Here is a 23,079-nt window from a genome sequence, read left to right as displayed (position 1 = left end):
AAACGTCACTCCGCAAGAGGTCCGCCGGGTCCAAGATCTTATCAACCACAGACCCCGCGAATGCCTGGGCTTCCAAACCGCCCACGAAGTTTTTTACGCTAGCTCCTAAACCCGCGTTGCGTTTGAGTTTGATGTCCGCCTCATCTTTTAGTTTGTTTATTAGGGAAAAGCAATTTGGAAGACCAGTGCGATTCATGGAAGTCGTATTCCGCTCGCCAAATAAATCAGGCATTGGGTCGAAGTGGACGATTTTGGCAACCGGAAAGCTTTGATCATCTTGTGCGTAGCCCCGAACAGTTTCAATATTTAAAGCAATATATTGCTGAGAATCCAAAGAAGGCATTGTTGGGGGAAAATGAATTTTTGTATTTTTGCAGAGAATCAGTTACCGATTAAGTCGCCACGTCGCCGACATCGTCCCGATGTCGAAAAGCAATAAGCCTGGCAGCGTCTATAGAATAATTTGCATTACTGCGATTAAACAAAATTTTTGCTAATACGGCACGGGGACCGTGCTCTACGTCGCCGACATCGTCCCGATGTCGATAAGCAATTTTGCAGGGTTTTCACGCAGCAAAAAGTTAGAGCGTTATTTGCCGAACGGCACGGGGACCGTGCCTGCTACGTTGCCGACATCGTCCCGATGTCGAAAAGCATTTTTGCAGGGTATTTTCATGGCGAAACGTTAGAGCGTTACAGCGTCATTATGGCCGAACGGCACGGGGACCGTGCCCAACGTCGCCGACATCGTCCCGATGTCGATAAGCAATGAGCCTGGCAGCGTACGTTAGCGAGATTCTCACCAATGCCATAAAACTGAATTAAAACATCATTATGGCCGAACGGCACGGGGACCGTGCCTGCTACGAATGCGGCACGGGGACCGTGCCTGCTACTTTACCCATTCAACACCTTCAGCTCCGCCAGGTGATGCGCCGTGCCGACCAGGCGGTCCCAGTTCTTTTGAATATATTCCGGCGGACCCCCAATCTGGGCCACATAATTTGCCACCTGCTCGGTGGGGACCATTTCGATGGCGTCCCACGGGCAAACCTTTAGCTCATACGGATTGGTCTTTTTCTGCGGAATATGGACGCAAACCTCGCAGCCGACGCAGCGCTCGAGGTCGATCTCGCACCAGCTTTGCAGGTTTTCAAACTGGTCGTATTGTTGGATTTTGACAATGCAATCGACCGGGCAAACCTCGAGGCAGGATTCGCAGCCGGTGCAGTTGTCGGCGTTAATGACGGCCAGTTCCTTGGGCAGCTTTTTACGGGGTCCAGCTTTGGCCATGGGATGTATCCAAAAAGTATGTGAAATCTTTCACAAACAGGGGGACAAGAGCATTATCGGCAATTTCATCTGCAATTGTAGCCGAAATTTGGCTTAAGGCAATTTATAAATTACACGCAGAATCCAGTTTGTGCCTAGCTGGGTTAAAGATCGTAACCCAATGCAATTGCCCCGTCCGTTTGCAATGGATAATCTTTAAAAAGGTGGTTAAATCCTGATTTTTTAGCCCGTTTTTATACCGGCAGGCAGTTTATGCTGATTTTTCACAAACATTTAGCGGCCATCTGCGCCTGGACGGGGTTTGCGATGGCCACTTTTGGCCGTTTGCACGCCCAAGATGTTCCTGCGCCGGGAGAGGGGCCGCGATCCGCGGAAAAATCACCAGAAATCGGCATTGCGCCAGGAGCCGCCGCGTCCAACACGACACACCTGGTCGCGGTCGTTTGCCCACCGGAATGGCGGACCGCGCTGGACAAATGGGCCGCTTATCGCGCGGCACAGGGATATCAACTGATCTGGGTGGAACCAGCCGCCACGGCGGCCCAAACGCGGGCCGAGCTGATCCTACGGCATCAGGCCAGCCCTTTGACGGCGGTGCTGCTGATCGGGGATGTCCCCGTCCCCCAGGCGGATGTTCCCCGGCCCAATTTTTTTGACGCCATACCCCGCAGGGAGGGGGCCAGAGGGACCGCCGCTCCCCGGCGAACATACGCGACGACCCTGGCCCCCGCCACTCCTCGTTATGTGGAATCAGCCCCGGTCCGGCCGGGCACGCCGACGCATTATGTGCGGGCCCAGGTGATCCCCGGTTGGGGGGGAGAGGAGTTGATTGCCAGCGATTTGCCTTATGCGGATTTGGATGGGGATGACGTGCCGGATGTGGCGTGCGGCCGCTGGCCGGTGGATAACGGGACGGAGCTGGCGCTGCTGGCCCGGCGGACGATCGACTATGAGCAATCGCGCGATTATGGGTGGTGGCGCGGGCGGGTTAACCTGGTCGCGGGGGTGGGGGGCTTTGGCGCGGTGACAGATAATGTGATCGAAAGCGGCGCGCGGCAAATATTATTAACGGGCCTACCACGGGGTTACAGCACCACCCTTACCCAAGCGAGTTGGAGCAGCCCGTACTGTCCATCTCCCCGTCAATTCACGCGGGCGGCGTGTGACCGCTTTAATGAGGGGTGCCTGTTTTGGATTTATGTGGGGCATGGGCAGCCGCGTGGTTTGGATTATTTGTACACACCTGATCGCGGGGCATATCCTATTTTGCGGTTCGAGGATTGTAGGGAAATGCGCGCCCGGGGCACGCCCCCAATTGCGATTTTTTTGGCTTGTTCAACGGGAGCCTTTGACAAGGCGCAAGACGCCCTGGCGGAGGAAATATTGCGGCAACCGGCGGGTCCGGTGGCGGTGATCGCCAACACCCGTGTCGCCATGCCCTATGGCATGAGCGTGTTCGGGCTGGAGGGATTGCACGCGGGCTTGCGCGAGACCGATGGGGGGACCGGCGATATTCGCCTGGGGCAGGTAGTCCAACAGGCCAAGCTGCGCAGCTTGCGTCCTCCGGAGCGGGCGGAACGGCTGCCCGTGCGGCGGGCGCTGGATGCCACAGCCGCGGTCCTTACACCCGAGGGGCATGATGCCTCCGCCGAATTACTGGAACACGCGCATTTGATCACGCTCTTTGGCGATCCGCTGCTGCAACTCCCGCGGCCGGGAACGATTTCCCTGGCTGGGCCTGCGCGGGCCGCGCGGGGAAGTACGATCACGGTGGCGGCCACCTTGCCATGCGCGGGAAAATGCCGCTGGGATGTCTGCCTGCCGCCGGGTCAAACCGCGCGCTCCCTTACCCACCGGACAAAGTATGATTCCTCTCCCGCGGCCTTGGCCGAATATCAACCAATTTACGAGGAATGCCTGGAAGCGCGGCTGTGGCATAGCGAAAGCGAGCAACCGGCGGGCAGGCAAGAAATCTCCATTCCGCTGCCAGCCCAATACACGGGAGAATTGCTGGTCCGGGTGTGGATCGAAGGGGCGAAAGAATGCGCCTTGGGCTGTTTGGAGTTAAAGGTGGAAAAATAAATGGCCGTCATGGCAGATTCATGCAGGGGATGCTTCTTTTTCGGTCCTGTTGAACATGATTAATGTGCAATGTGCTCCTCTCACTCCGTGAGAGGCATTCTGGGTGTGCTTTTTTGTGGGTAGTATTGCGAATAAATGTCGCACGGTGTTTGCGGTATCATCACACGGAGTGTGATGACGACAATGTAAAGCGGATGAGTGAATGTGCTCCTCTCACTCCGTGATAGGCATTTGGGGTGTGCTTTTTTGTGGGTAGTATTGCTAAATAATCTTAAGCGTAGGAACTTTCTCTGCGGGCCAACGGCATTTAATTCTTTGCGGGCCAACGGCCCGAACTATCCCAGCCTAGGGCAAGCGCAGCGTCGCCCTAAGAACATGGATATGCAGATTTGCAGGGCCAAAGGCCCGATTTATTTGCTTTTTTAGAGGATAGTGTTGCGAATAAATGTCTAACGGTGTTAGCGGTATCATCACACGGAGTGTGATGAGGACATTTTCACAAAACCTACTCACCGAGGCACTCGGCCACGACCGCACCCAGGCGGTAACCGGCCTGGATGAGCCGCAATTCGGCAATCTGTCCCGCCGTTTGCAGGTATTCCGTTGGCAGGACCAATGGTTCTAGTTTTTCAGCGGCGGGATTTGCCTCAAACGCGCGGATATGCCCCAGCACCACGGAGTCATAGACGGCGGTTTTGGCCAAAATATGGCTTTCTTTCAGCCAGATTTCATGATCCAACTGCGCCGCCGCCACCAGGCCCACCGCTTGTTGGGCGGGCGTGCTGATCATGCCCAGGGCTTTATTGCGGGCTTCGCGCAGGGTCAGGCGTTCTCCTTTGAGCGCATCCCAGACAAAGTGCAAATTGGTGCGTTGTCCGGTGGAGATCAGGTTGCCGCCGCGATCTCCGGCGGGAAACAAACGGGGAGTAAAGATCGCGGTGGAGTGCAGCGGTTGATGGCTATCGCCGGTCAGGTGAAACAGCCAAGTGATCGCCGTGGCTCGGTCGGCCGCGGGGGCGTTGTTATCCGCCAGCGTTCGTCGCGACCAGGCAAGTGCCTGGATGATGTTCATTTGGTCGAGCGTCGCGGCCGCGGCATCCACGGAAGGCGGGGCTGTTTGCAGATTAATTTGCAAGGTTGGCTCCAATTTTTGCCGGTCCGCGCTGGTCAAAAAGAGGGGATGATTCACCCAATGCCAAAATGGCTTGTTGAATCGGGGGCGGATTTGCTCCGGCAGGTCCCGCGCGATATCCGGCCAGATAGCGGCTTGTTGCAGATGCCATTCGGCCAATTCCTCGTCCGGGGCATCCGCCAACTCCACGGGAATTTGCGCGGCAAAGTCCTCGGCATACCGCGGATGGGAACGCAAAATCTCAACCAGCTTTGAACGTTGGGCGGGGGACAATTGACGATACGCCAACGAGGCGATGATTTTGTGTCCGGCGTCCGTCCACGCAAAAACGGGTTGGCAAAAAATCCCGCTTGCGATCAGACAAAACAGCACCCCCATTAAAATTTTCCGGGGATAGGCGAGGTTGCACGACGGAATTTGTGGCATAAAAATATCCAATGTGACAGGTGGGGAGTTAAATAAATCCAATGATGAGGCGACTAAGGGCATCGTGTAGCATTGACTGTCCCTAGGCGGGTTCCAAACCGGCCAGCAGCACATTGATCCCCGAACCGATCCCCAGCAGCGCGACTCGATCCGTGGGCAAGACAAACCCCCGCTCGCGCGCGATGGCGTAAGTGATGGGGAGCGCGGTCGAGCCGGTGTTTCCCAACCAATCCACGGTGTAAAAGTCTCGCTCTGGAGAAAGTCCCAGCGTTTCCAAGAGCAGTTTGCGATGCGTTAGCCCGACCTGATGGCAAACAGTTTTTTGAATATCCGCGACTTGCCAGCCTAATCGGTCCAGCCACAAATCAAAGGCCTGTTGTCCGGCGGCGATACCCGCGCGCATCAGTAATTCCGAATCAGTCCGCATGAGCGGGGCCATGCCGCTGCCGATTGCCTCGTCACGGTCGCTGTGGCACAGTTGATGGTGTTCGGTCTTGGCCAGGGCCAGCATTGACGTCAACCGCGGCGCGGCGGGGGATAATTCCGAACGGGTCAATAATACAGCCGCGCTGCCGGAACCAATCGTCAGGGACGCGATCGCGCTTTTGACCGATTCGCGCGTCAGCGAGAGGTCTTCATTGAGCGCGCGAATGGTCGTCTCTACCAGCGCGCGGCTGCTTTCCGTCCCCACGACCAGGCCCACGTCGATTTGTCCCAACTCGATCAAGGTCGCCACTTGCAACATGCCATTGAGCAGGCCCAAGCAGGCGTTAGAGACATCGTAGATCAGGCAATCGGCGGATAAACCGAGCGCGGCGTGCACTCCGCAAGCGGTGGAGGGTTCTAAATAATCCCGGCAAACGGATCCATGCACGAGCGCGCCAATGCGGGCGGGGTCGACATCGGTCTGTTGTAGCAAAGCCGCCGCCGTGCGCGCGCTTTGCTTTCCGGGAAGCAGTTCGCGCGGCCAGAGCCGTCGTTCGCGAATGCCTGTCATCAGTTCCAATCGGCCCGGAGGCAAACGCAACCGTTCATAGAGCGGGGCCAGCGCGGTCTCTAATTGCCCACTGCCGAGGACCTCGGCGGGAAGGGAATAATGCGCTGCGGCCAGGCGCACGCGGGAAAATTGAAAATGGCGGCTCATGCCCACAATTCTCTTAAAAAGGATAGATTTTTTGCCCCGGGTCGTTCCACCTTTGGCAAGGACATCTGGATGATGCTACGCGGGGAGTATAAGTCATTGCTGGATAATAATTTACACGGACGCGGCAAAGTTTCCCAGGGAACACGGTAGCCTAATTTGAGGACCCTTGTGGTCATCCCGCGGATCACTTAGCGCTGTGGTAAATCCCGTCGCTAGCACAGGATTCTGTGCAAGCAAAATAATTTTAACGCAAAATATAGATTTTACTTGCGATTTCAATAGTTCAAGGTACAACAACCCCAGCTTTTGCGGTTTGCCACGGATCGGTGTTCGGCAAAAGCCTGACTGACAACGGGCCTGTTGTCAGGTTTTTTGCAACCTGACAAGTTTGCGGTTAGTTTTTCCTTTTCTTTTTTCTTCCTTTTCGCACGTATTACAAAACGATTCGCCGGGGGGCTTTTGGTGGGCTGACTGGCGGATTCTGTGGTGGAGACAGACGGGGGCGAACATGGTTCGTTCGCCCAGCGGCATGGCGGGCGATACCCGGCCACCAGCGGCCGTGGACGCCGAATTCATTTTTACGGACTCATGGATTGAGTCCAGAAAGCGACGGTGCATGATGCGCGGAAAACCGATTATTGGAATTAATGCGGACTACCGGAATGCCAAAAAGGACTCTCCGGCATTTAGCTTTCTAAGCGCGGGTTATTATGACGCGATTCTCAAGGCGGGGGGAATTCCGCTGATTATTCCTCCCCAAACAAATCAGGACGATCTGGAGCGAATTTTGGACTTGTTGGATGGGATTGTGTTTGTGGGGGGGGCCGATCTGGATCCCCGACGCGATGGTTACATGCTGCATCCCTCCATTCGACTGCTCGAGGAACGCCGCGAAGATTTTGACCGTTTGCTGATGCAACTGGTTTCATTGCGGCGGCTGCCGATCCTGGCGATTGGCGTGGGGATGCAACTGCTGAACCTGTCGCAAGGGGGAAATTTATTTTTGCACCTGCCCGAGGACTGCCCCAAGGCGATTCCGCATAAGGATCCGTTGGACGCGGGGCATCGTCATTCCCTGACCGTCGTGCCGGGCACCATGCTCGAACGGGTGTACGGAGACAGCGAAATTCGCGTGAACAGCATGCATCACATGGCCTGTGACGAGATCGCCCCCGGTTTCGTGGTTTCGGCCCGCTGCCCGGATGGCGTGGTGGAAGCCATCGAAAGCATCCAGCCCGACTGGCTGGCGGTGGGCACGCAGTTCCATCCCGAGGCGGACAGCGCGTCGGCCCTGGATGTGCGGATTTTCGAAGAGTTTGTCTATGGCATCACCGGCATCGCGCCGGAATTGAAGCTGGTCGCCTAGTAAAGACATTCCCCACGCTTTGCAAATATACGCCCGCATGGCGGCGGGCGTTATTTGCGGCGGGAGAAACCAGGGGAGATCCCCTCTGTCGGGGATCAGCCAAGCAAAGGGTGGAACAGCATCGCCGGGGAACGCGAATTAACTATTCCCGCGGATCGCCGATCGTTTTCAGATATTCGGCCAGTTTCCCCTGCAGATCCAGTAGTTGCTGCCAGGGTTGATACTCTAATAGCACTAGCTCCATCGGGCCTTTAATCTTGGCGGCGGCCAGAACTTGCCGCAGGCGAATGTGCATGTACTCGAGCAATTCCGAAAGTTGCGCGGTCTGCGCGGGACTAAGTTCCTGGGGCAGGTCCGGCAGTTGCAATTGATGCAGCAAATGCTGATAGTCGTAACTGGAACTCCAATTCAGCTCAAAGTCAAAGTCCTGCGGGTTGGCGGAGATTTGGCTTCCCGTGCCTGATTCGACCTTGGCCCCTTGCGCTTTGCTGTCGGAAAGGGACTCGGCCCCGTGCTGCCGCTGTAGTTCCGCGATCCGGTCGTTGATTTCTTGCGGCGAACCAAACAACACCACCGACCTACCGATGGAGATCAGGTCTCCGTGGCGTAAAATCCGCACTTGGACGTCTTCGCCGTTGACTTTGGTGCCATTGGTGCTTTGCAGGTCCGTCAGCACCACTTTGTCACGGTCGCTTTGAATTTTGAGATGAAAGCGGCTTACCCGCTCGTCATTCAATTGAATGGAGTTTCCTTCCTCGCGACCGAGCGTGATGGGCGTGGCCAAGTTTTCGTAAACTCGACCACGATCCGTGCCGTCCAGGATGCGCAGCGTGATGTTTGCCATGATCGTGATTGCCGGGTACCCCTAGCGGCCCTAGAAATGCTATTATGCTTGGGCCGAAAGGAGATCGCAATTCTGTTTTCGGGTAAATTTTACGTTCCCCGCACTTTTTCAGTCAAAAATACAACCTATGACGCGATATGCCATTGTGGGGGGGGGTGGCCAGCTAGGCCAGGCCCTAGCCGCTCAACAGCCCGGGCACGCCGTGCCGCTCACCCGTCAACAAGCGGATTTAACCGCGAATATCGCGGATTTAACGGGGGGACTGCTCTCGGTCGGGCCACTTGCCGGGGTGATCAATTGCGCCGCCTACACCCAGGTGGACAAGGCGGAAACGGCAACGGCGGACTGTCAGGCCGTCAATGCCGCTGGAGTGGAAAAATTAGCCGAAATATGCCAGCGCCAAGACTGGCTTTTGGTGCAATTAAGTTCGGATTACGTCTTTAATGGGACTGTGGACCGAAATGTCCCCTTTATCGAAACTGACCTCCCGACCCCCCAAGGGGTCTATGCTCGGTCAAAATTAGCGGGCGAACAGGCGGCGCGGGCCGCACCCCGCCACCTAGTCATCCGCACCTGCGGCCTCTATGGCAAATTGCGTCAGCCGGGGCATGCCAACTTTGTCGAAACCATCCTACGGGTTGCCGCGCAGCGGCCAAATTTACGGGTGGTGGCAGATCAGCACTGCACCCCGAGTTGGGTGGAGGATATTGCGGCGGCGATTTGGTTTTTGGTACTGAATGAGCAAGCGCTGCGCGCGGCGGGGGACTGGCCTAATCTATTACACATTGTGAACCAAGGAGCCACCACCTGGCATGAGGTAGCCCTGCGCATTGTCCAGTTGAGCGGCCTAGAGACCACAGTAGAGCCAATTAGCACCGCCGAGTACGGCGCGCCCGCGCCGCGACCGGCGTATAGCGTGCTGGATACTGGTCTCTATCAACAGTTGGTGACAAAGTATGGTGGGCCACCGTTGCCTACCTGGGATGCGGCTTTAGAACAATACTGGCAAACGCGATAAAATCAGGCATTGGGCGCTAGTGCTTTGTCACAGTTAAAGATTTGAGTTAGTCAAATCAGCCGCTGGGCGCTAGCCCAGGGTTATTGCCGCTCTTCAGCCCGCAACCCAAAGGACTTTTAGCCTATTTTGTTGGCCGTAGCGGATGAATCGGGCCGTTGGCCCTTCCAGTTTGTTTAACCTACATCCTAGGGCGACACTGCGCTTACCTTAACAGTCTGTTAAAATACAAACCGCATGCTCTGAGACTGGTTGCTGTTTGTTCGTCAAAACCACAATATTTTGGATCAGCAATTACCAGTCAACAGGTCGCTAGTGAAAGCTAAAAAAGGTTTTTGAAGAAAAATTTGTGAACACTAATCTTCGCTAATCGACACTAATCCAGAATGTTTTTTTGCCACCATAATCAATCTATAGACTCTACTAGCTGGGAAATCCTGTCTGGATTAGTGATGATCAGTGCGGATTAGTGGTTCAATTGCCTTTCAGTTTAACTTGGATCAGGTTGCCATTTCAAATCGCATGAACTTTACTTTGTTGCCTATCGTAACTCAAACGACTGGCGCGGTCAGTGGTTTTTTTGGTTCGCCAAAACCACGATAAATTATGTGAACTGAGGCTGTTTCAACGGGCTGCTAGGCTGGGATAGATCGGGCCTTTGGCCCGCAATGAATCACCAACGAAAATCTTTACCCACTGTGAAGAATTTTACGGTTAGTAGTAAGATAAAATCAGCCGCCAGGCGCTAGCCCACGGTTATTACGCTAATTTACTTAACCAAACACGGTAGGATCAGCCATTTGCCACTAGCCCACGGTTAGTACTTTCTTTCCTTTCCACTTTCGGTACTTTCCGCACCGTAAAACTTCTTCCCCCCCGCTGCCATCTCGACCAGTAACGGCGTCGGTTGCCAGCGCACCCCTAGCGCGGCATAGCTTTGCACTTTTTCTAGAATTTGCGGCAGGCCCACGCTGTCTGCCCAGGCCAACAGTCCCCCCCGAAACGCCGGAAATCCCAGCCCAAAGATCATCCCCAAATCGACATCGCCGACGTGTGCCACGATCTTTTCCTCCAGCGCGCGGGTCGCTTCCAGGACCATCGGCAAAAACAGCCGCCATTGCAGTTCTTCGATGCTAATCGTGTTATCGGCGGGCGTTATCCCCAAAAGTTCCGCTAAACGCGGGTCAAATTGCGGCCGTTCCCGCTCTTTACCGTTGCCATATTGGTAAAATCCCGCGCCAGATTTCACGCCCAAACGGCCTTGCTTGTACAAGGTAACCAGGGCTGGCGACAAGAAGTATCGTTCGCGATAGGCCTCGTACATAGTCCGGCCCGCGTACATCGAGGTATCAATCCCCACCAGATCGTACAGGGCAAATGGTCCCAGGGGCATGCCAAAGGCGACACTGGCCTCGTCGATGGCGGTGTGGGAAATTCCCTCGTGCAACAACGCGAGCGCTTCGTTAAGGTACGGCGAAAGCAGCCGATTGACCAAAAAGCCCGGCCCATCGCGCACCACGATGGGAATTTTGCCCAGGCGTTTGGCGTAAGCCGTGGCGGCCAAAATAGTGGCATCGCTGGTCGCGGGGCCGCAGATGACCTCGACCAGTCGCATCTTGCGCACGGGATTAAAAAAGTGCAAGCCGCAAAATCTCTCTGGCCGGGTAAGGCCGGCGGCGATCTGGCCAATCCGGATCGTCGACGTGTTACTGGCCAGGATGGCATTTCCCGCGACAGACTGTTCGATCCGGCCCAGCACCTGCTTTTTGACTTCCAGATTTTCGATGATCGCCTCGATGACCAACTGGCACTGGGCAAATTCGCCATCGGCGGTTGCTGTCTGCAACAGGGGCTGCAGTTCCGCCAGCCGCTCCAGGCTAGTCCGGCGCAGTTCCTTATTCCAGGCCGCTTCCTCCAGCGCTTGCCGCGCGCCCGCGGACAAGACCTGCGCTTGGGCATCAAATAAGACGGTGGGCACGCGATTTTTTAGATTTGCCGCGACAATCCCCAGGCCCATGATTCCCGCCCCGATCACGCCGACATGTTCCAGGGGCGTGGGAGTCAGCTCCGCGGCCCGTTCGCGGGAAATGCCGGGGTCTTTTTTGTTTTGTTCCGTGCTAAAAAAGAGTTGCACCAGCGCGCGATTGACCGGCGTGCCAACCAACTCCGCCATCCGCCTCCCGGCCAGATCGCAGGCCACTTCCCGCGTCAAACCGACCGATTGGCAAATGACATCTAGCGCATCCAGCGGAGCAGGATAATGCCCCTGGGTCTGGCTTTGAATGTGCGCCTGCGCGGTATGCCGCAAAAATGTCAATTCGACGGGATCATACGCCAGCGGGGCAAATTTTTGCTGGCGTAACTTGGCCAACTGTGCCGGTCCCCCGTGCTGCAAGAGTAAAAATTCCCTCGCCGCGGTTGCTAGTTCGCCGCTGGGGACACAGGCGTCGGCCAGCCCCAACTTGTGCGCTTTGGCCGCGGGAAGCGGTTCGCCGCCGCAGATCATTTCGACCGCGGGGCCAAGACCCGCCAGACGCGCCGCGGTAAAAGTTCCTCCCCAGCCGGGGATCAGGCCGATTTTTACCTCCGGAAAGCCGATTGCCGTTTGGGGGTTGTCCGCCAGGATGCGATAATCGCACCACAGGGCCAGTTCGGCCCCTCCGCCCAGGGCCAGGCCGGAAATCGCCGCCAGCGTGGGAAACGGAAGCTCCCCCAACTGGGCAAAGAGCCTTCGACCGCGCTGGCAATAGTCAAAAATCCGCTCCGTGGGCGTGTCAAATTTGGCCGCGAGTTCCCGCAGGTCCGCCCCGGCAAAAAAGCTGCCGGGCTTACTAGAAATGAGAATCAAACCGGCCAGGTCCGAGCGCTCGCGCAGCTTGTCCAAAATGTCGACCAGTTCGGCCAAGACGCTCGAGCTAAGGATGTTTGCGCCGCGGTGCGGGTCGGCAATGGCGATCTGCGCCAGGTCCCCCGGCAAAAAACTGAGTGTCAACGTGGGTGGTGGCATGATAAAATCGGCGGTGGTGGCAAGATACCCTGTATCATGCCGGGTATTGGCCGACAGGGCAAGTGACCAAGTAGACACAAATCAGCCAATAGAACGCAGATGTCGCAGATGGAACGGATTTGCGCCAATTAGTGGAATGGAAATTATTCGGCGTAATTGTCGGTTGACACCCTGTACGACTAACCTATCAAAGCTGCTCACTGTGCGAAGATTTTATGTTGCCCCTTTATTTGCGGGCCACAGGCCCGACCTATCCCAGCCGTGCTGATTGGAATTGTGGCAAGTGCAGCGTCCCCCTAGGTCTATTGGAAGTGACAAATGGAAGGGCCAACGGCCCGATTTATTCAGCTCGACAAATAGTGGTAAGCGTCGGTTCCCGTTGTGTTGCGGGCAAAATCCGCGCTAGGATGATAAGTGTAAAGATTACGCTCGGATCAAACTCATGACTCTACATAAATACTGGATTTTAGTCGTAGCGATATACTTAGCGCTCGCTCACGCTGGCTGTCCAAGCGCGCCAGTAGGAAAGAACAACGCAACTCCGGCGGGACAGCCGCATCAGGCCCCCCAGTTGACGCTGACGATCGACTATGGCGATTCCAGCGCGCCAAAGTCGCTGATGATCGATTGGCAAGCAGGCCTGACCGTGGTCGATGCCCTGCGGCAGGCGGCGGCCCAGGACCTGACATCCGTGATTACCGGCGCGGGAGAAAGCGCGTTTGTGAGCGAGATCGGCGGCATCGCCAACCAAGGGGCCGGGGAAGCAGGGAAAAACTGGATTTACTACATCAATGACAAGCAAGCGACCCGCGGCGCAGGCGTGCAAACCCTGCAACCCGGCGACCGACTAGAATGGCGCTTTGAGGTTTATGAGTGAGGGGGGAAAGGGGGTAACACTGGAGCTTGTTCCCGTATGCACGGCATGAGTCCGCAGGGTGGCCCGCTAGCAAAAATCCGGCACCTTTGCAACTCGTGTTGGCGGCATTAATTGCCATGCCTACAATATTGGCCGGTGTGGGGTAAGTCGGAGCATGCGGAAAAATTATCGGCGAAAAAAGCGATGTTGAATCGACAAAAACTTTTAATACTACTGCTGAAACTCGCTGACCGCCCCGTCTCTCGCACCGAATTGACCAAGTGGTGCTTTCTATTACGATTTGAAGGCGAAACGTCGGGAGGATCGGCCTTTTACGATTTTGTCCCCTATCTCTACGGGCCTTTTTCCTTTGCCCTGTACCAGGAAGCGGAAAAGCTGGTATCGCAAAGCTACCTGCGGGACGATGGCGACAACCATTGGTCCCTCAACTTCCCCGTGGCAAAGTCCGTTGGAACGCCAGGAAGGGACATCGAACGTGACGCCCAGCGATTGCTTGCCCGATTTGGAAATACAGACGCGGCCTCCCTGGTCGATTATGTTTATGAGCGATACCCGGCATTCACCGTCAACAGTAAACGCCGCAAGCACGCCACCCGACCAGAAGCAAAACCCGCGGTCTTTACCGCTGGTTATGAAGGGCTAAGCATTGACGGATTTCTGAATCTGTTGATTGTCTCGGGAATCCGACAACTCATCGACGTTCGCCATAATCCCATCGCAAGAAGGTACGGATTTCACAAATCCACCCTGCGGCGACTGACCGAGCGGCTTGATATCGAATATATCCACCTGCCCGAACTGGGAATTCGCGGCGAAGACCGCCAGGGCCTTGTTAATCAAGAAGCGTACAACACGCTGTTTGACAAGTATGAGCGGACCGTATTACAAAGCGAGCGACACGCGATTGAACAAGTGGGGCGACTGATGACCGGTACGCCGAGCGTGCTGGTGTGCATGGAGTCGGAACCAAAATGCTGCCACCGCTCCCGCCTGGCGGCGTCCGTTTCCCGAACGACAAAGCTCCCCATTACACATCTAAAGGGAGTAACTTGATGGAGGGGACGTTCGCGGGTGGCATAGCTTGCTCGTCAACCTGGGCGGTGTAGCCGCAAGAGTAACTGGATTGTAGAATAAGTCTTTAGAAAAAGTCATTACCGCTCACAATTCCTATAGCTCGCTGCGCGACACCGATAGGCTGCGCCAATCGGTGTTATCCAGTTCCCATCCTATCCAGCAAAAAACCTGGGCCAACCACTAACGACGCCAGCCCCAGCGGTTAAGAACTGTTCCCCAACGCTTCGCCAGTCGCGACGTTCCCTTTGACCAGTCGGCCACGTTTGCGCGGGAGGGGGGTTTTCTCGGCTTGGGCAAGCGTCGGTGCATCGGTCACAGGCATCACCGCGGGACGGGGACGCGGCGGTCGTGCGTATCCGTGCCAGCCGGACTGTTCCAATAGGACGCGGTACTCGGCCAGCGACTCGACGATCAACGAGGGCCGATAGGCGTAGCGCGGCAAATCCTGCTGGCTGGTCCCGCCACTCAGCACCAGCACCGTATGATAGCCCAATTGCACCCCGCCGATGATATCGGTCTCCATCGTGTCGCCGATCATCGTCACTTCGTCGGTGGCCAGGCCCATTTCTTTGCGGGCGGCGCGCATCATCACCGGGCTAGGTTTGCCGACGCTAAAGGCTTTTAGCCCGGTCGCCAGCTCCAGCATCGCCACCATCGCGCCGCAGCCGGGACGGAGCCCGTTTTGCGTCGGGCAATTCGGATCAAGATTGGTGGCGATTAGCTTGGCGCCCCCCAGGATCATGCGGACCGCCGCCTCGACCATTTCCAGGTTAAAGGTCCGCCCCTCACCCACCACGACATAATCGGGATCGTGATCGACAATCGCATAGCCGTTGCTGTGCAGGGCCGTCAGCAGCCCCCCTTCGCCAATGACATACGCCGTGCCGTTGGGCTTTTGTTGCGCCAGAAAGCGGGCCGTGGCCATCGCGCTGGTAAAGACGTTGTCGTCGTCCACGTCGATTCCCATGCGCGCCAGCTTGGCCACCACATCGCGCCGCGCGCGCTGCGAATTGTTGGTCAACAAACGAAAGGGAATCCCCCGCGCGCGCAATTCGTCCAAAAACTCGACCGCACCGGCAATCACCTCGGTGCCGCGGTACAACACACCATCCATATCAATCAAATAACCATGGGGCATGGGAAACTCCAAAAACACTTTCCCCCCGCCCAAATCAGGCCCGCCACCAGGAGCTTTATCCCCGGCTGCCGACCCGCGATCTGCAACACATGTGTAGATGTGCAACTTTAGTGCCAAAGAAGGTCCTCCATTCTTATATTCCATAAACTAGCTAGAGTATTACCGTAACGGTAAATCTGCGGACTTTGTGTGATTTGGGGAGTTTCAAAAGAGGGCAAAACCGCTTAATTCTTGGGCAGGGGGGAGGAGGTGAGAATCAAATAGAATGGCTATTTGTAGGTGGCGTGGAATTAGTTCCAGTAAGCGCAGTACATGAAGCCTATGGGTTAGTGGAAGAATTTGCAGAAATGCATCTCACCGCTGCACAGCCCAGAACAAGTTCCTGAAGTAGCCGGATCTCTCACCCAGGTTTGTACGCAGCGTTGCACCCCGTGGGCTATGTTTCGCTTTATTGTCAATGAACGGGGCGCGTTGCGGTACTCCCTTTCCCTTTGGGTGAGGATTGAGGTAAGGGAATCTACCGCAACGCGGTTAAGAAACTAAGCCCTGGGTTGCCGCGCAGCGGCTACCCTGGGAATATGGCAAGCCAAAACTCCTACCGCAACGCGGTTGCGTCAGCCGGACCAATAGCCTAACACTGCTGGGTGCATTCACAAAATGCTAGCCGCGATTTGTTTAGCTAGAAAGCATATTACTGGATCTGACGCATTGGCGAAGATGCCTGACAGGATCTAAGTGCATTCCTGCAAGGTTGATGCGTTTCTTGACAAGGATTTTTTCAAGGGATACTATACATGAAAACTGCTCTATAGCTGTCCAGGATATTACGAATATCCCAGTGAAAAGCGTGGATGATACAATGTTCGGACAAAAGGCCTCATACAATGGGAAAGATTATACTTGAGAAGAGCTTGCTAGGCATATTTCTTGCTCTGTTGCTTGGGTTGAGTAAGTCGGTACTCGCAGAAGACAAGCCTGACCCGCGTGAAGAACTCGCGACTGCCGTTCCCGAAGCGATCCGCCTCCTGAAAAAAATGGAGTACGAGGAATTCCTTACGACATTTATTTCTCCGAAACAGCTTGAACACGTTAAGAATCAGAAGAATTTCACGATAAAGCAGTTCGCCGAACAGTTTGAGAAGACACACGCAACCTTCTTACTAGAGATTTTGCAAAAGATCGAAGGCATTAAACCGGAACTGGACAAGGATGGTAAGATGGCGTGGTTTGTGCACGGTGTGAAAGATGCCCCGTCAGACACAATTGTGTTTGAGAAAGTTGACAAATACTGGTATATGTTAAACACATCTCCTCCACGTCCAGCCGAACAACCCAATGCGGCGGACTCGCGATAATATCGGTCCTGATGGAAAGTCCAAGGTTTCGAGCCGTTACTTGCTACAGTTATGCGGATACCCCCAATGGCAACCGAATATAAGAAATTACTCGATGCCATCAATGGGGGTAATGTCTACGAGGCGGAACGCCTCATTGAAACCGGACTCGATCTAAACATTCCATTCGACGAAGGTGCAACACCGTTGTATGCTGCAATTCTAAACGGTCACAAAAAGCTTGTGCGAATGATGCTTGAGCGCGGTGCCAACCCGAATTTCGTCGCCAGCGAGCCAGCAGCATCTACGTACACAGAAAAACCTCTCGACCTTGCAATGCAGGCTCGGTTCCTTATGGACTGGGATAGATTCCATCCGATTGTTGAGACCCTGATTGAATACGGGGCGACTGACTTTGAAGGCGAGGTTGAATCCCCATACGATTTGGCTGTTCGTGAACAACGCGCTCGTGATCACCAACGCAACAACTCTGCATAACTACACAATACGCCCAAACGGCTTATTGAGCGTATTACATTGCCAATGGATTCTATCCGCTAACGAGCTACTATGGTCATAGTCGACATGTACTTTAGCCAAATGTGATAACGTGGGCATCAAGCGAAGCAAGAACGCACAATGGTGGAAAGACCAGGAGCAATTGGGATTTGTCTTCGAGCGAGCGTTTCATCCATTTGAGAATGTTCATAGAAACACCAAGCAGCGCGACGCTGTCGGCGTGCTCCGTCAATTGGATGTCGGAATTATTGAAAAAGGAAAGAGATCTGTCCGTGCATTTGTTGAAATTCAGAAACGTGCAGTTAAGGTTGGAATCGAGGATTTCGGAAACTGGATCTACAAGATGCAGACGCTTAAAGCGAAAGAACTCATCGCATTATCCGAGGCCGGGTTTACTCAACCTGTCTTCAAGCACGTGAAAGAACTACACCCGCGATCAGTAAGGCTTGCACGCATCTATCAGGTGGAAGATGGAAGAATTGAAAATCCATTAACGGAATTCATGGGCGTGTTAGGTGCTGTAGAGAACAAATGGGGATTTGCGGCTGTATTTTACCAGACTGATAAAAACGAAGTCTCTTCAATGTCAATTTCCCCGGAAGACAAAGTCTTTGATCATCCCTCGGGTCCGTCTTTGTCACTTATGGATTTTATTCGACATTTTAAAGTCGATTGGGAGAATAGTCAATTCCATGCATTGACTTGTGATCTGGAAGAGGGGTTTAGTTGGCGAGGCAACGTTCTTCGTCGGTTGATGTTGTGCGTGGAATACCGAAGAAAGATCTCTAAGGCCAAAAATATTTTCTATGCGTACGAAGAAGAGTATCCGGTGAAGCATAGACGTGGCATTTGTGTTGTATCGGATTTTATGATTGGCGATAATCGGGCAATAATGGAAATTGTTGCCGTTCCGACTCAAGACGATGTCTTACTCTCTGGACAAGTATCGTTCGATACTGACTCGAGCACAACACAGACGACGAGTTAAGAAATGCAGCCGGGTAGCGATTCACCCTATGGTGACACAGACGAAGTTCCTATTTTTATCTAGCCTTTGGCCCGGCTCTTGCCGGTTCTATTTCCCGGCACCGCATAGATTCCTTATGAGATACTTAGTGTGCCACTGGCATTTTGCCAGTGATTGCCCAATGGGTTTGTGATTTCCCATAGCTTAAGAATTATTTGTCCAGACTTTTTCGAAGATCAATCCGTTACAATTTATCACGCTCCCGTCTCGGCACTGGTGTTCTACCAGTGGCACACGACTGCTTCGCAAACTGGCCAAGTTATTTGGTTGTTCCTGGGGGTGCCAGGAAATATCTACCAGCAAGAACGGGGCAACGTTAGAATATAATGATAATAATGGCAGTGCCACGCTAGCGTTCTGCGGCTGATCAGACCAAATCAATTTTTATATTGGTCACAGCACGAGTCGTGTCTCATGATCGCGTCCGTTCGGCGACCTGTCTCCCTGGTCCCATGCGAGGATTCAAAAATGCGAAGCCAGCTCGCCACAAGTGTCATAATGCCAGGTCTGTGCGCGCTGTTTCTGCTCCTCGTCGGCTGCAACGAAGCGTCAAAGCGGGATGAGCCGCCAGTCCCGCAATCAACCGAGGAATTACAGCGAGCCATCGGGGCCGTCCTGCAAGAGACCAAAACCCCCGGCGCGGGTGTCGTGCTGGTTTCCAAGGATGAGGTGCTTTGGGAAGCGGGGGTTGGATCGGCCGACATCGCCACAGAGCGGGAGGTCACGCCCGAGACCATGTTCCGCGCCGGCTCGATCTCCAAGAGTTTCGTGGCGATTGCCCTGTTAAAGCTGCGGGAGCAGGGCAAAGTGCGGCTGGACGACCGGCTCCGCGATCTCGTAGGGGATGTCGAGTTCGCCAACCCGTGGGAGAGCACCGACCCGCTGCGGTTGGTCCACCTGCTGGAACATACCTCGGGGTTTAACGATATCATGGTTCGCGAGTATGCCGCCAGCGTGCCCAATAGCGATCACCGCGAGTCCTTGGCTTTTGACCCGCGTCCGCGGACCTCGCGTTGGCGGCCTGGCCGCTTTTTCTCTTACTCCAACGCCGGGTATGCTTTGGCCGGATACGCTGTGGAGCGGGCAAGCGGGGAACCCTTCGACCGCTATATTGAAGACGAAGTGTTCGCCCCCCTCCAAATGACGACCGCCACTTTTCTCATGACGGATACGGTTCGCCAGCGGTTGGCCATCGGTTACGGTTCGGACGGCGTGACAGCGACCCCCTATGAACACATCCTCGGTCGATCGTCCGGGGCGCTGAACGTGACGCCGAGAGAGCTCGCCCACCTTGTGCAGATGCTCTTGAACCGCGGCACCTACCAGGGGACGCGGCTCCTGGAACCAGAGTCGGTCGCCCGCCTCGAGACCTCCGCCACGGGACTGGGAACCACCGGGCGGGCCGGGTATGGGCTGGGCAACTATGCTTCGTTTTATAAAGGCTTCCGCTTCCAGGGGCACGGCGGTGCCTTGAATAGTTATGTGGCACGTTACGCGTATGCCCCGGATCGCGGTGTGGGATACGTCCTGATGCTGAACTCCGGCAACCGCTCTGCCTTGGAGCGGATAGAAAAGCTAATCCTGGGATACCTGACGCGGGACTGGGGGACGGCTGCGATCCCGCCCGCCCAACCATCCGACGAAAGTTTGCGGCAGTTCGCCGGTTACTATGAGCCACACACGCCACGGGTGGAGTTGGAACGATTTATCGACCGGTTGCTGGGGGTCCAACATGCGGCCGTCGGGAGCGACGGGTTCAAGGTCAGTGGACTGGTTGGCGAACCAATGACCCTTTTACCCGCCGGGAGAGCAGGCCTGTTCCGCGGCGAGGAGGAATCGGAGCCCTCAATCGCGTTCGTCGAGGCGGACGGCGAAATGTACGGGGTGAGCAGCCTGCCTGGCCGTACTAATTACCGCCGCGTACCGGGATGGTGGGTGTGGGGGCAGTGGGGGGTCGCCGGGTTCTGCGCGGTAATGATGCTCAGCGCGGTCCTGTTTGCCCTGGTCTGGGTCCCCCGCAAGTTGCTCGGCTGGATGCAAGGCGTCCGCCACATGAGCGTCCGGGTTTTGCCGTTGGTCGCGGTGCTTTTGCTGGTGACAGCGTTCACTTTGCTGATCGCGGGGGCCACCAATGAACCTATTGAACGATTTGGCACACCCACTGTCTGGTCGGTGGGCTTCTGCGTGCTGACATGGCTATTTGCCGGAACGGCGGTGGCCGGTTTGGCGCAGGCAGTCCGGGCGCGGAGCTGGAATATGAACAAGTGGGTCCGTCGTCACGCATTGTTGGTTTCCCTTGCCAATGTCGTGGTCGCGTGCTACCTCGGCTACTGGGGCATCATCGGCCTGCGAACTTGGGCGTGATGGTTTAAATGTCGGGATCACCGCGATAACCGAACTAGGCACTAGGACGGGCGGAAATGATTGCGACGAGGCCCATGAGTATTGCGGGGACACTGAAACTTGTTCAAGTGTGCGCATCACAAGAAAGCCCAATTGGTGGAGCGTAAAGATTGAAAGAAAGGCTTTTTGCCGCTGCGCGTGCTACCTACCGCTGCGCGGCCAAGGAACAAGTTCCTTGGCTACCCTGTACCCGGTGAATGACCGAGGTTACCCGCTAACCATTGGCATTACAAATAAACACTAAATTACCGTTTCTACCCTACGCCAACCCCGCATCATAGGCAATCCGCATCACTTCTTCGTGCAAGGCAGCGGTGCCGCACGCCACGTACCGGGGCTTATCCAGGCGCGGCGGGCCGCCGTCAAAGCCGGTAATCACGCCCCCCGCCTCTTGCACCAGCAGCAGCCCCGCCGCCACGTCCCAGGCCTTGGTCTCGCGTGCCCAATACGCGTCAAATCGACCACACGCCACATACGCCAGGTTGAGCGCCGCCGAGCCAGTGCGCCGCACCGCCTGGCAATGGGTCAAGATCTGGCCCAGGTCGGTGATCTCGCGGCTGCCGGGCTGCACCTTGGCCGGAAAGCCCACGGCAATAAGCGCCTGGGCCAGTTCCGTCGTCCCACTCGCGCGGATCGTTTTGCCATTGAGATATGCTCCGCCACCCCGGCTGGCGGTAAAGCATTCCCGCGAGATCGGGTCATAGATGCAACCCGATTGAACCTGACCTTCTTTTTCCAATGCAACGGATACGCAATAGTGCGGCACACGATGGACGTAGTTAGTCGTGCCATCCAGGGGATCGACAATCCAGCGATAGGGAGAGGTCCGCTCCGTGGGTGCTTGGTCTTCTTCTCCGAGCACGTCATGATTGGGAAAACTGGCTAAAATCACGCTGCGAATGGCATTTTGCGAGGCTAGGTCCGCCTCGGTGACCAGGTCCGAGGGGCCTTTCTCCCGTACCTGAAAGCGTCCTTGCCAATCGAGCAAGACCTGACCTCCCGCCCGCGCGGCACGCTGTGCGACTTCGACAAATTCCACCATGGAAATCCCTAGGAAATGTGAATTATCCGGCCCATGGTGGTTATTTTAACATCTTTGTCCCGCATTTTCGCCCGGAGTTCACAGTTTTAGCGGCGATTCATAAGAAATTAAAAATCACCCCTCCCCGTGGGATGTTAAAGTTTGCGGGTGGAGGCGTGTGAGAAAAAAGAGTGGAAAATTTTAGGAAATTGTGTGGACAGTGGCCGTGTGGTCTATAAAATACAGGGAGAACGCGGGCCAATTTATTTGAAGGTTGCAGGCATCATTTTTTCATCCCAGGAGCAGTACGACAGACATTCGGCCTCTTCTCTGTTCCGGCCCCATCGTTTACGCAAGTGAGCGATGGGGTTTTTTATTTGGTAAAAGCTGTCATAGACTCACGAGCGCTCCTTTCAGCTATTGGAAGATTCTTTGTAAGCGCGCGGTTCATTCTTTAGAGTTTAACCGCGAGACTTTTGTGAATGAGCATGCCAGCGGGGCTAGGAGAACGGCGTGCGCTGCTTTAGGCTAATGCGCAACTCGACGCGACAGTTTTCCATTTGTCCTTTGCATCCACCATGTATCATCCCTTGGCTTGGCAACTGGCCGGCACGACGGCCACCACACAATTTTCATTTTCGCGGGGGACGCTGGATTTGTGCCAGCCCGACCGGGGCGTGCGGGTCACGCATCCCGCGCTCGAGGGGGCGGGTTTCTTCCAAATTCAAGATTGTCCTAGTCTGGATCATGTCCCCCCGGCCGAGATTGACGCTTATGTGCGCGAAGCGGATTTGATCGTGAATTATGCCAGCACGCCCATGCGGCCTAATCGCCTGCAGTTAAACTGGCGGCTCCAGCGCGAACTGCCCGCGGGACTGCAGGCGGCTTGCGAGTTGATCATCTCCGTCAATACGCCGCAGTGGCATAGCGACCCGCGGATTACACTGGAGACGGTGCTACCCGCGACGCTCGGATGTTACCAGACGGATGGCATGACTATTTGCGAACAAGCGGCGGGGACTTATGTGCAGTTGGCCCACCCCTTGGATTTTTTTCAGGCCCATTCTTATTGGACCAGGGACAAAGAACTCACGCCGGCGGAAGTGCTAGCGACCAGCGCCGGGGGGTTGGCAGGGACGGTTGTCATGCGTCAACCGCTCTTTGTCAATAATCTGGAAAAAGGGGTCATCCTGCGCGCTCGATTGTGGGCGGGGTGGTTTGCGGCGGGGGTTGATCGTCAACTTATTTTAGCCCAGCGCGACCATTTTGCGAATTCCGCGCTGGTTTTGACGGCCTGACGGTTGGATTTTCTTGGTAGGGAATAAACCAGAAAGATCCGCCAAATTCTCTTGCAATTGGCTTCGGCAAGCTAAAAAA

At 55.4% G+C, this 23,079-nt stretch carries 19 protein-coding genes; 11 read left to right on the top strand and 8 right to left on the bottom strand.

Annotation, left to right across the window (positions count from 1 at the left end):
- Positions 1-343 (bottom strand): hypothetical protein (locus SFX18_09505; GenBank protein MDX1963377.1); only part of this gene is annotated, 343 nt, incomplete at its 3' end.
- A 300-nt stretch (positions 344-643) separates the two neighbouring features.
- Between SFX18_09505 and SFX18_09500 the strand changes: the two genes are divergently transcribed.
- Complete coding sequence (locus SFX18_09500; GenBank protein ID MDX1963376.1) at positions 644-772, top strand: hypothetical protein; 129 nt, start codon at positions 644-646, stop codon at positions 770-772.
- Positions 773-897: 125 nt separating this feature from the next.
- Here the strand turns inward: SFX18_09500 and SFX18_09495 are convergent, their stop codons facing one another.
- The gene (locus tag SFX18_09495) at positions 898-1,293 is read right to left on the bottom strand and encodes a 4Fe-4S binding protein (GenBank protein ID MDX1963375.1); all 396 of its coding nucleotides are present in this window, start codon (positions 1,291-1,293) and stop codon (positions 898-900) included.
- Positions 1,294-1,545: 252 nt separating this feature from the next.
- On the opposite strand from SFX18_09495, the gene SFX18_09490 reads away from it, so the two are divergent.
- A complete protein-coding gene (locus SFX18_09490) occupies positions 1,546-3,375 on the top strand; it encodes a C25 family cysteine peptidase (GenBank protein ID MDX1963374.1) in 1,830 nt (609 codons plus the stop codon).
- Between the two features lie 505 nt (positions 3,376-3,880).
- Here SFX18_09490 and SFX18_09485 read toward each other — a convergent pair.
- Positions 3,881-4,933, bottom strand: a complete 1,053-nt coding sequence (locus SFX18_09485) for a S1/P1 nuclease (GenBank protein ID MDX1963373.1) — start codon at positions 4,931-4,933, stop codon at positions 3,881-3,883.
- Between the two features lie 82 nt (positions 4,934-5,015).
- Positions 5,016-6,077 carry a 3-oxoacyl-ACP synthase III gene (locus tag SFX18_09480; protein MDX1963372.1) on the bottom strand — a complete coding sequence of 354 codons (1,062 nt, stop codon included), beginning with the start codon at positions 6,075-6,077 and terminating at the stop codon, positions 5,016-5,018.
- A 508-nt stretch (positions 6,078-6,585) separates the two neighbouring features.
- Between SFX18_09480 and SFX18_09475 the strand changes: the two genes are divergently transcribed.
- On the top strand, positions 6,586-7,443 hold the full coding sequence (locus tag SFX18_09475) for a gamma-glutamyl-gamma-aminobutyrate hydrolase family protein (GenBank protein MDX1963371.1): 858 nt from the start codon (positions 6,586-6,588) through the stop codon (positions 7,441-7,443).
- 142 nt (positions 7,444-7,585) lie between these two features.
- Here the strand turns inward: SFX18_09475 and SFX18_09470 are convergent, their stop codons facing one another.
- Positions 7,586-8,287, bottom strand: a complete 702-nt coding sequence (locus SFX18_09470) for an FHA domain-containing protein (GenBank protein MDX1963370.1) — start codon at positions 8,285-8,287, stop codon at positions 7,586-7,588.
- 127 nt (positions 8,288-8,414) lie between these two features.
- On the opposite strand from SFX18_09470, the gene rfbD reads away from it, so the two are divergent.
- Positions 8,415-9,305 (top strand): dTDP-4-dehydrorhamnose reductase, encoded by an 891-nt coding sequence (rfbD, locus tag SFX18_09465; protein MDX1963369.1) that lies wholly within the window; start codon positions 8,415-8,417, stop codon positions 9,303-9,305.
- Between the two features lie 814 nt (positions 9,306-10,119).
- Here rfbD and SFX18_09460 read toward each other — a convergent pair.
- Positions 10,120-12,387, bottom strand: a complete 2,268-nt coding sequence (locus tag SFX18_09460) for a 3-hydroxyacyl-CoA dehydrogenase NAD-binding domain-containing protein (GenBank protein ID MDX1963368.1) — start codon at positions 12,385-12,387, stop codon at positions 10,120-10,122.
- Positions 12,388-12,751: 364 nt separating this feature from the next.
- Here SFX18_09460 and SFX18_09455 point away from each other — a divergent pair, with 364 nt between their 5' ends.
- Together SFX18_09455 and SFX18_09450 are read left to right on the top strand one after the other, a co-directional pair.
- Positions 12,752-13,186, top strand: a complete 435-nt coding sequence (locus tag SFX18_09455) for a DUF4430 domain-containing protein (GenBank protein MDX1963367.1) — start codon at positions 12,752-12,754, stop codon at positions 13,184-13,186.
- Between the two features lie 183 nt (positions 13,187-13,369).
- Positions 13,370-14,239, top strand: a complete 870-nt coding sequence (locus SFX18_09450; protein ID MDX1963366.1) for a DUF488 domain-containing protein — start codon at positions 13,370-13,372, stop codon at positions 14,237-14,239.
- A 223-nt stretch (positions 14,240-14,462) separates the two neighbouring features.
- On the opposite strand, the gene SFX18_09445 is transcribed toward SFX18_09450, so the two are convergent.
- Positions 14,463-15,398 carry an HAD-IIA family hydrolase gene (locus tag SFX18_09445; GenBank protein MDX1963365.1) on the bottom strand — a complete coding sequence of 312 codons (936 nt, stop codon included), beginning with the start codon at positions 15,396-15,398 and terminating at the stop codon, positions 14,463-14,465.
- A gap of 884 nt (positions 15,399-16,282) precedes the next feature.
- On the opposite strand from SFX18_09445, the gene SFX18_09440 reads away from it, so the two are divergent.
- The 4 genes from SFX18_09440 to SFX18_09425 all read left to right on the top strand — a co-directional run bounded on the left by SFX18_09440 (position 16,283) and on the right by SFX18_09425 (position 20,642).
- Positions 16,283-16,753, top strand: a complete 471-nt coding sequence (locus SFX18_09440) for a hypothetical protein (GenBank protein MDX1963364.1) — start codon at positions 16,283-16,285, stop codon at positions 16,751-16,753.
- A 66-nt stretch (positions 16,754-16,819) separates the two neighbouring features.
- Positions 16,820-17,230, top strand: coding sequence for an ankyrin repeat domain-containing protein (locus tag SFX18_09435; protein ID MDX1963363.1), 411 nt, complete (start codon positions 16,820-16,822; stop codon positions 17,228-17,230).
- A 112-nt stretch (positions 17,231-17,342) separates the two neighbouring features.
- On the top strand, positions 17,343-18,239 hold the full coding sequence (locus SFX18_09430; GenBank protein ID MDX1963362.1) for a hypothetical protein: 897 nt from the start codon (positions 17,343-17,345) through the stop codon (positions 18,237-18,239).
- 537 nt (positions 18,240-18,776) lie between these two features.
- Positions 18,777-20,642: a serine hydrolase domain-containing protein gene (locus tag SFX18_09425; protein ID MDX1963361.1), complete on the top strand. Its 1,866-nt coding sequence runs from the start codon at positions 18,777-18,779 to the stop codon at positions 20,640-20,642.
- 298 nt (positions 20,643-20,940) lie between these two features.
- On the opposite strand, the gene SFX18_09420 is transcribed toward SFX18_09425, so the two are convergent.
- Positions 20,941-21,723, bottom strand: a complete 783-nt coding sequence (locus SFX18_09420) for an inositol monophosphatase family protein (GenBank protein ID MDX1963360.1) — start codon at positions 21,721-21,723, stop codon at positions 20,941-20,943.
- Positions 21,724-22,280: 557 nt separating this feature from the next.
- Between SFX18_09420 and SFX18_09415 the strand changes: the two genes are divergently transcribed.
- Entirely contained in the window at positions 22,281-23,000 is a 720-nt protein-coding gene (locus SFX18_09415; GenBank protein ID MDX1963359.1) for a hypothetical protein, read from the top strand.
- Positions 23,001-23,079 lie beyond the last annotated feature (79 nt).

It is taken from the genome of Pirellulales bacterium (assembly GCA_033762255.1).
GTDB lineage: Bacteria > Planctomycetota > Planctomycetia > Pirellulales > JALHPA01 > JANRLT01.
This window is presented reverse-complemented; position numbering and strand designations above follow the sequence as displayed.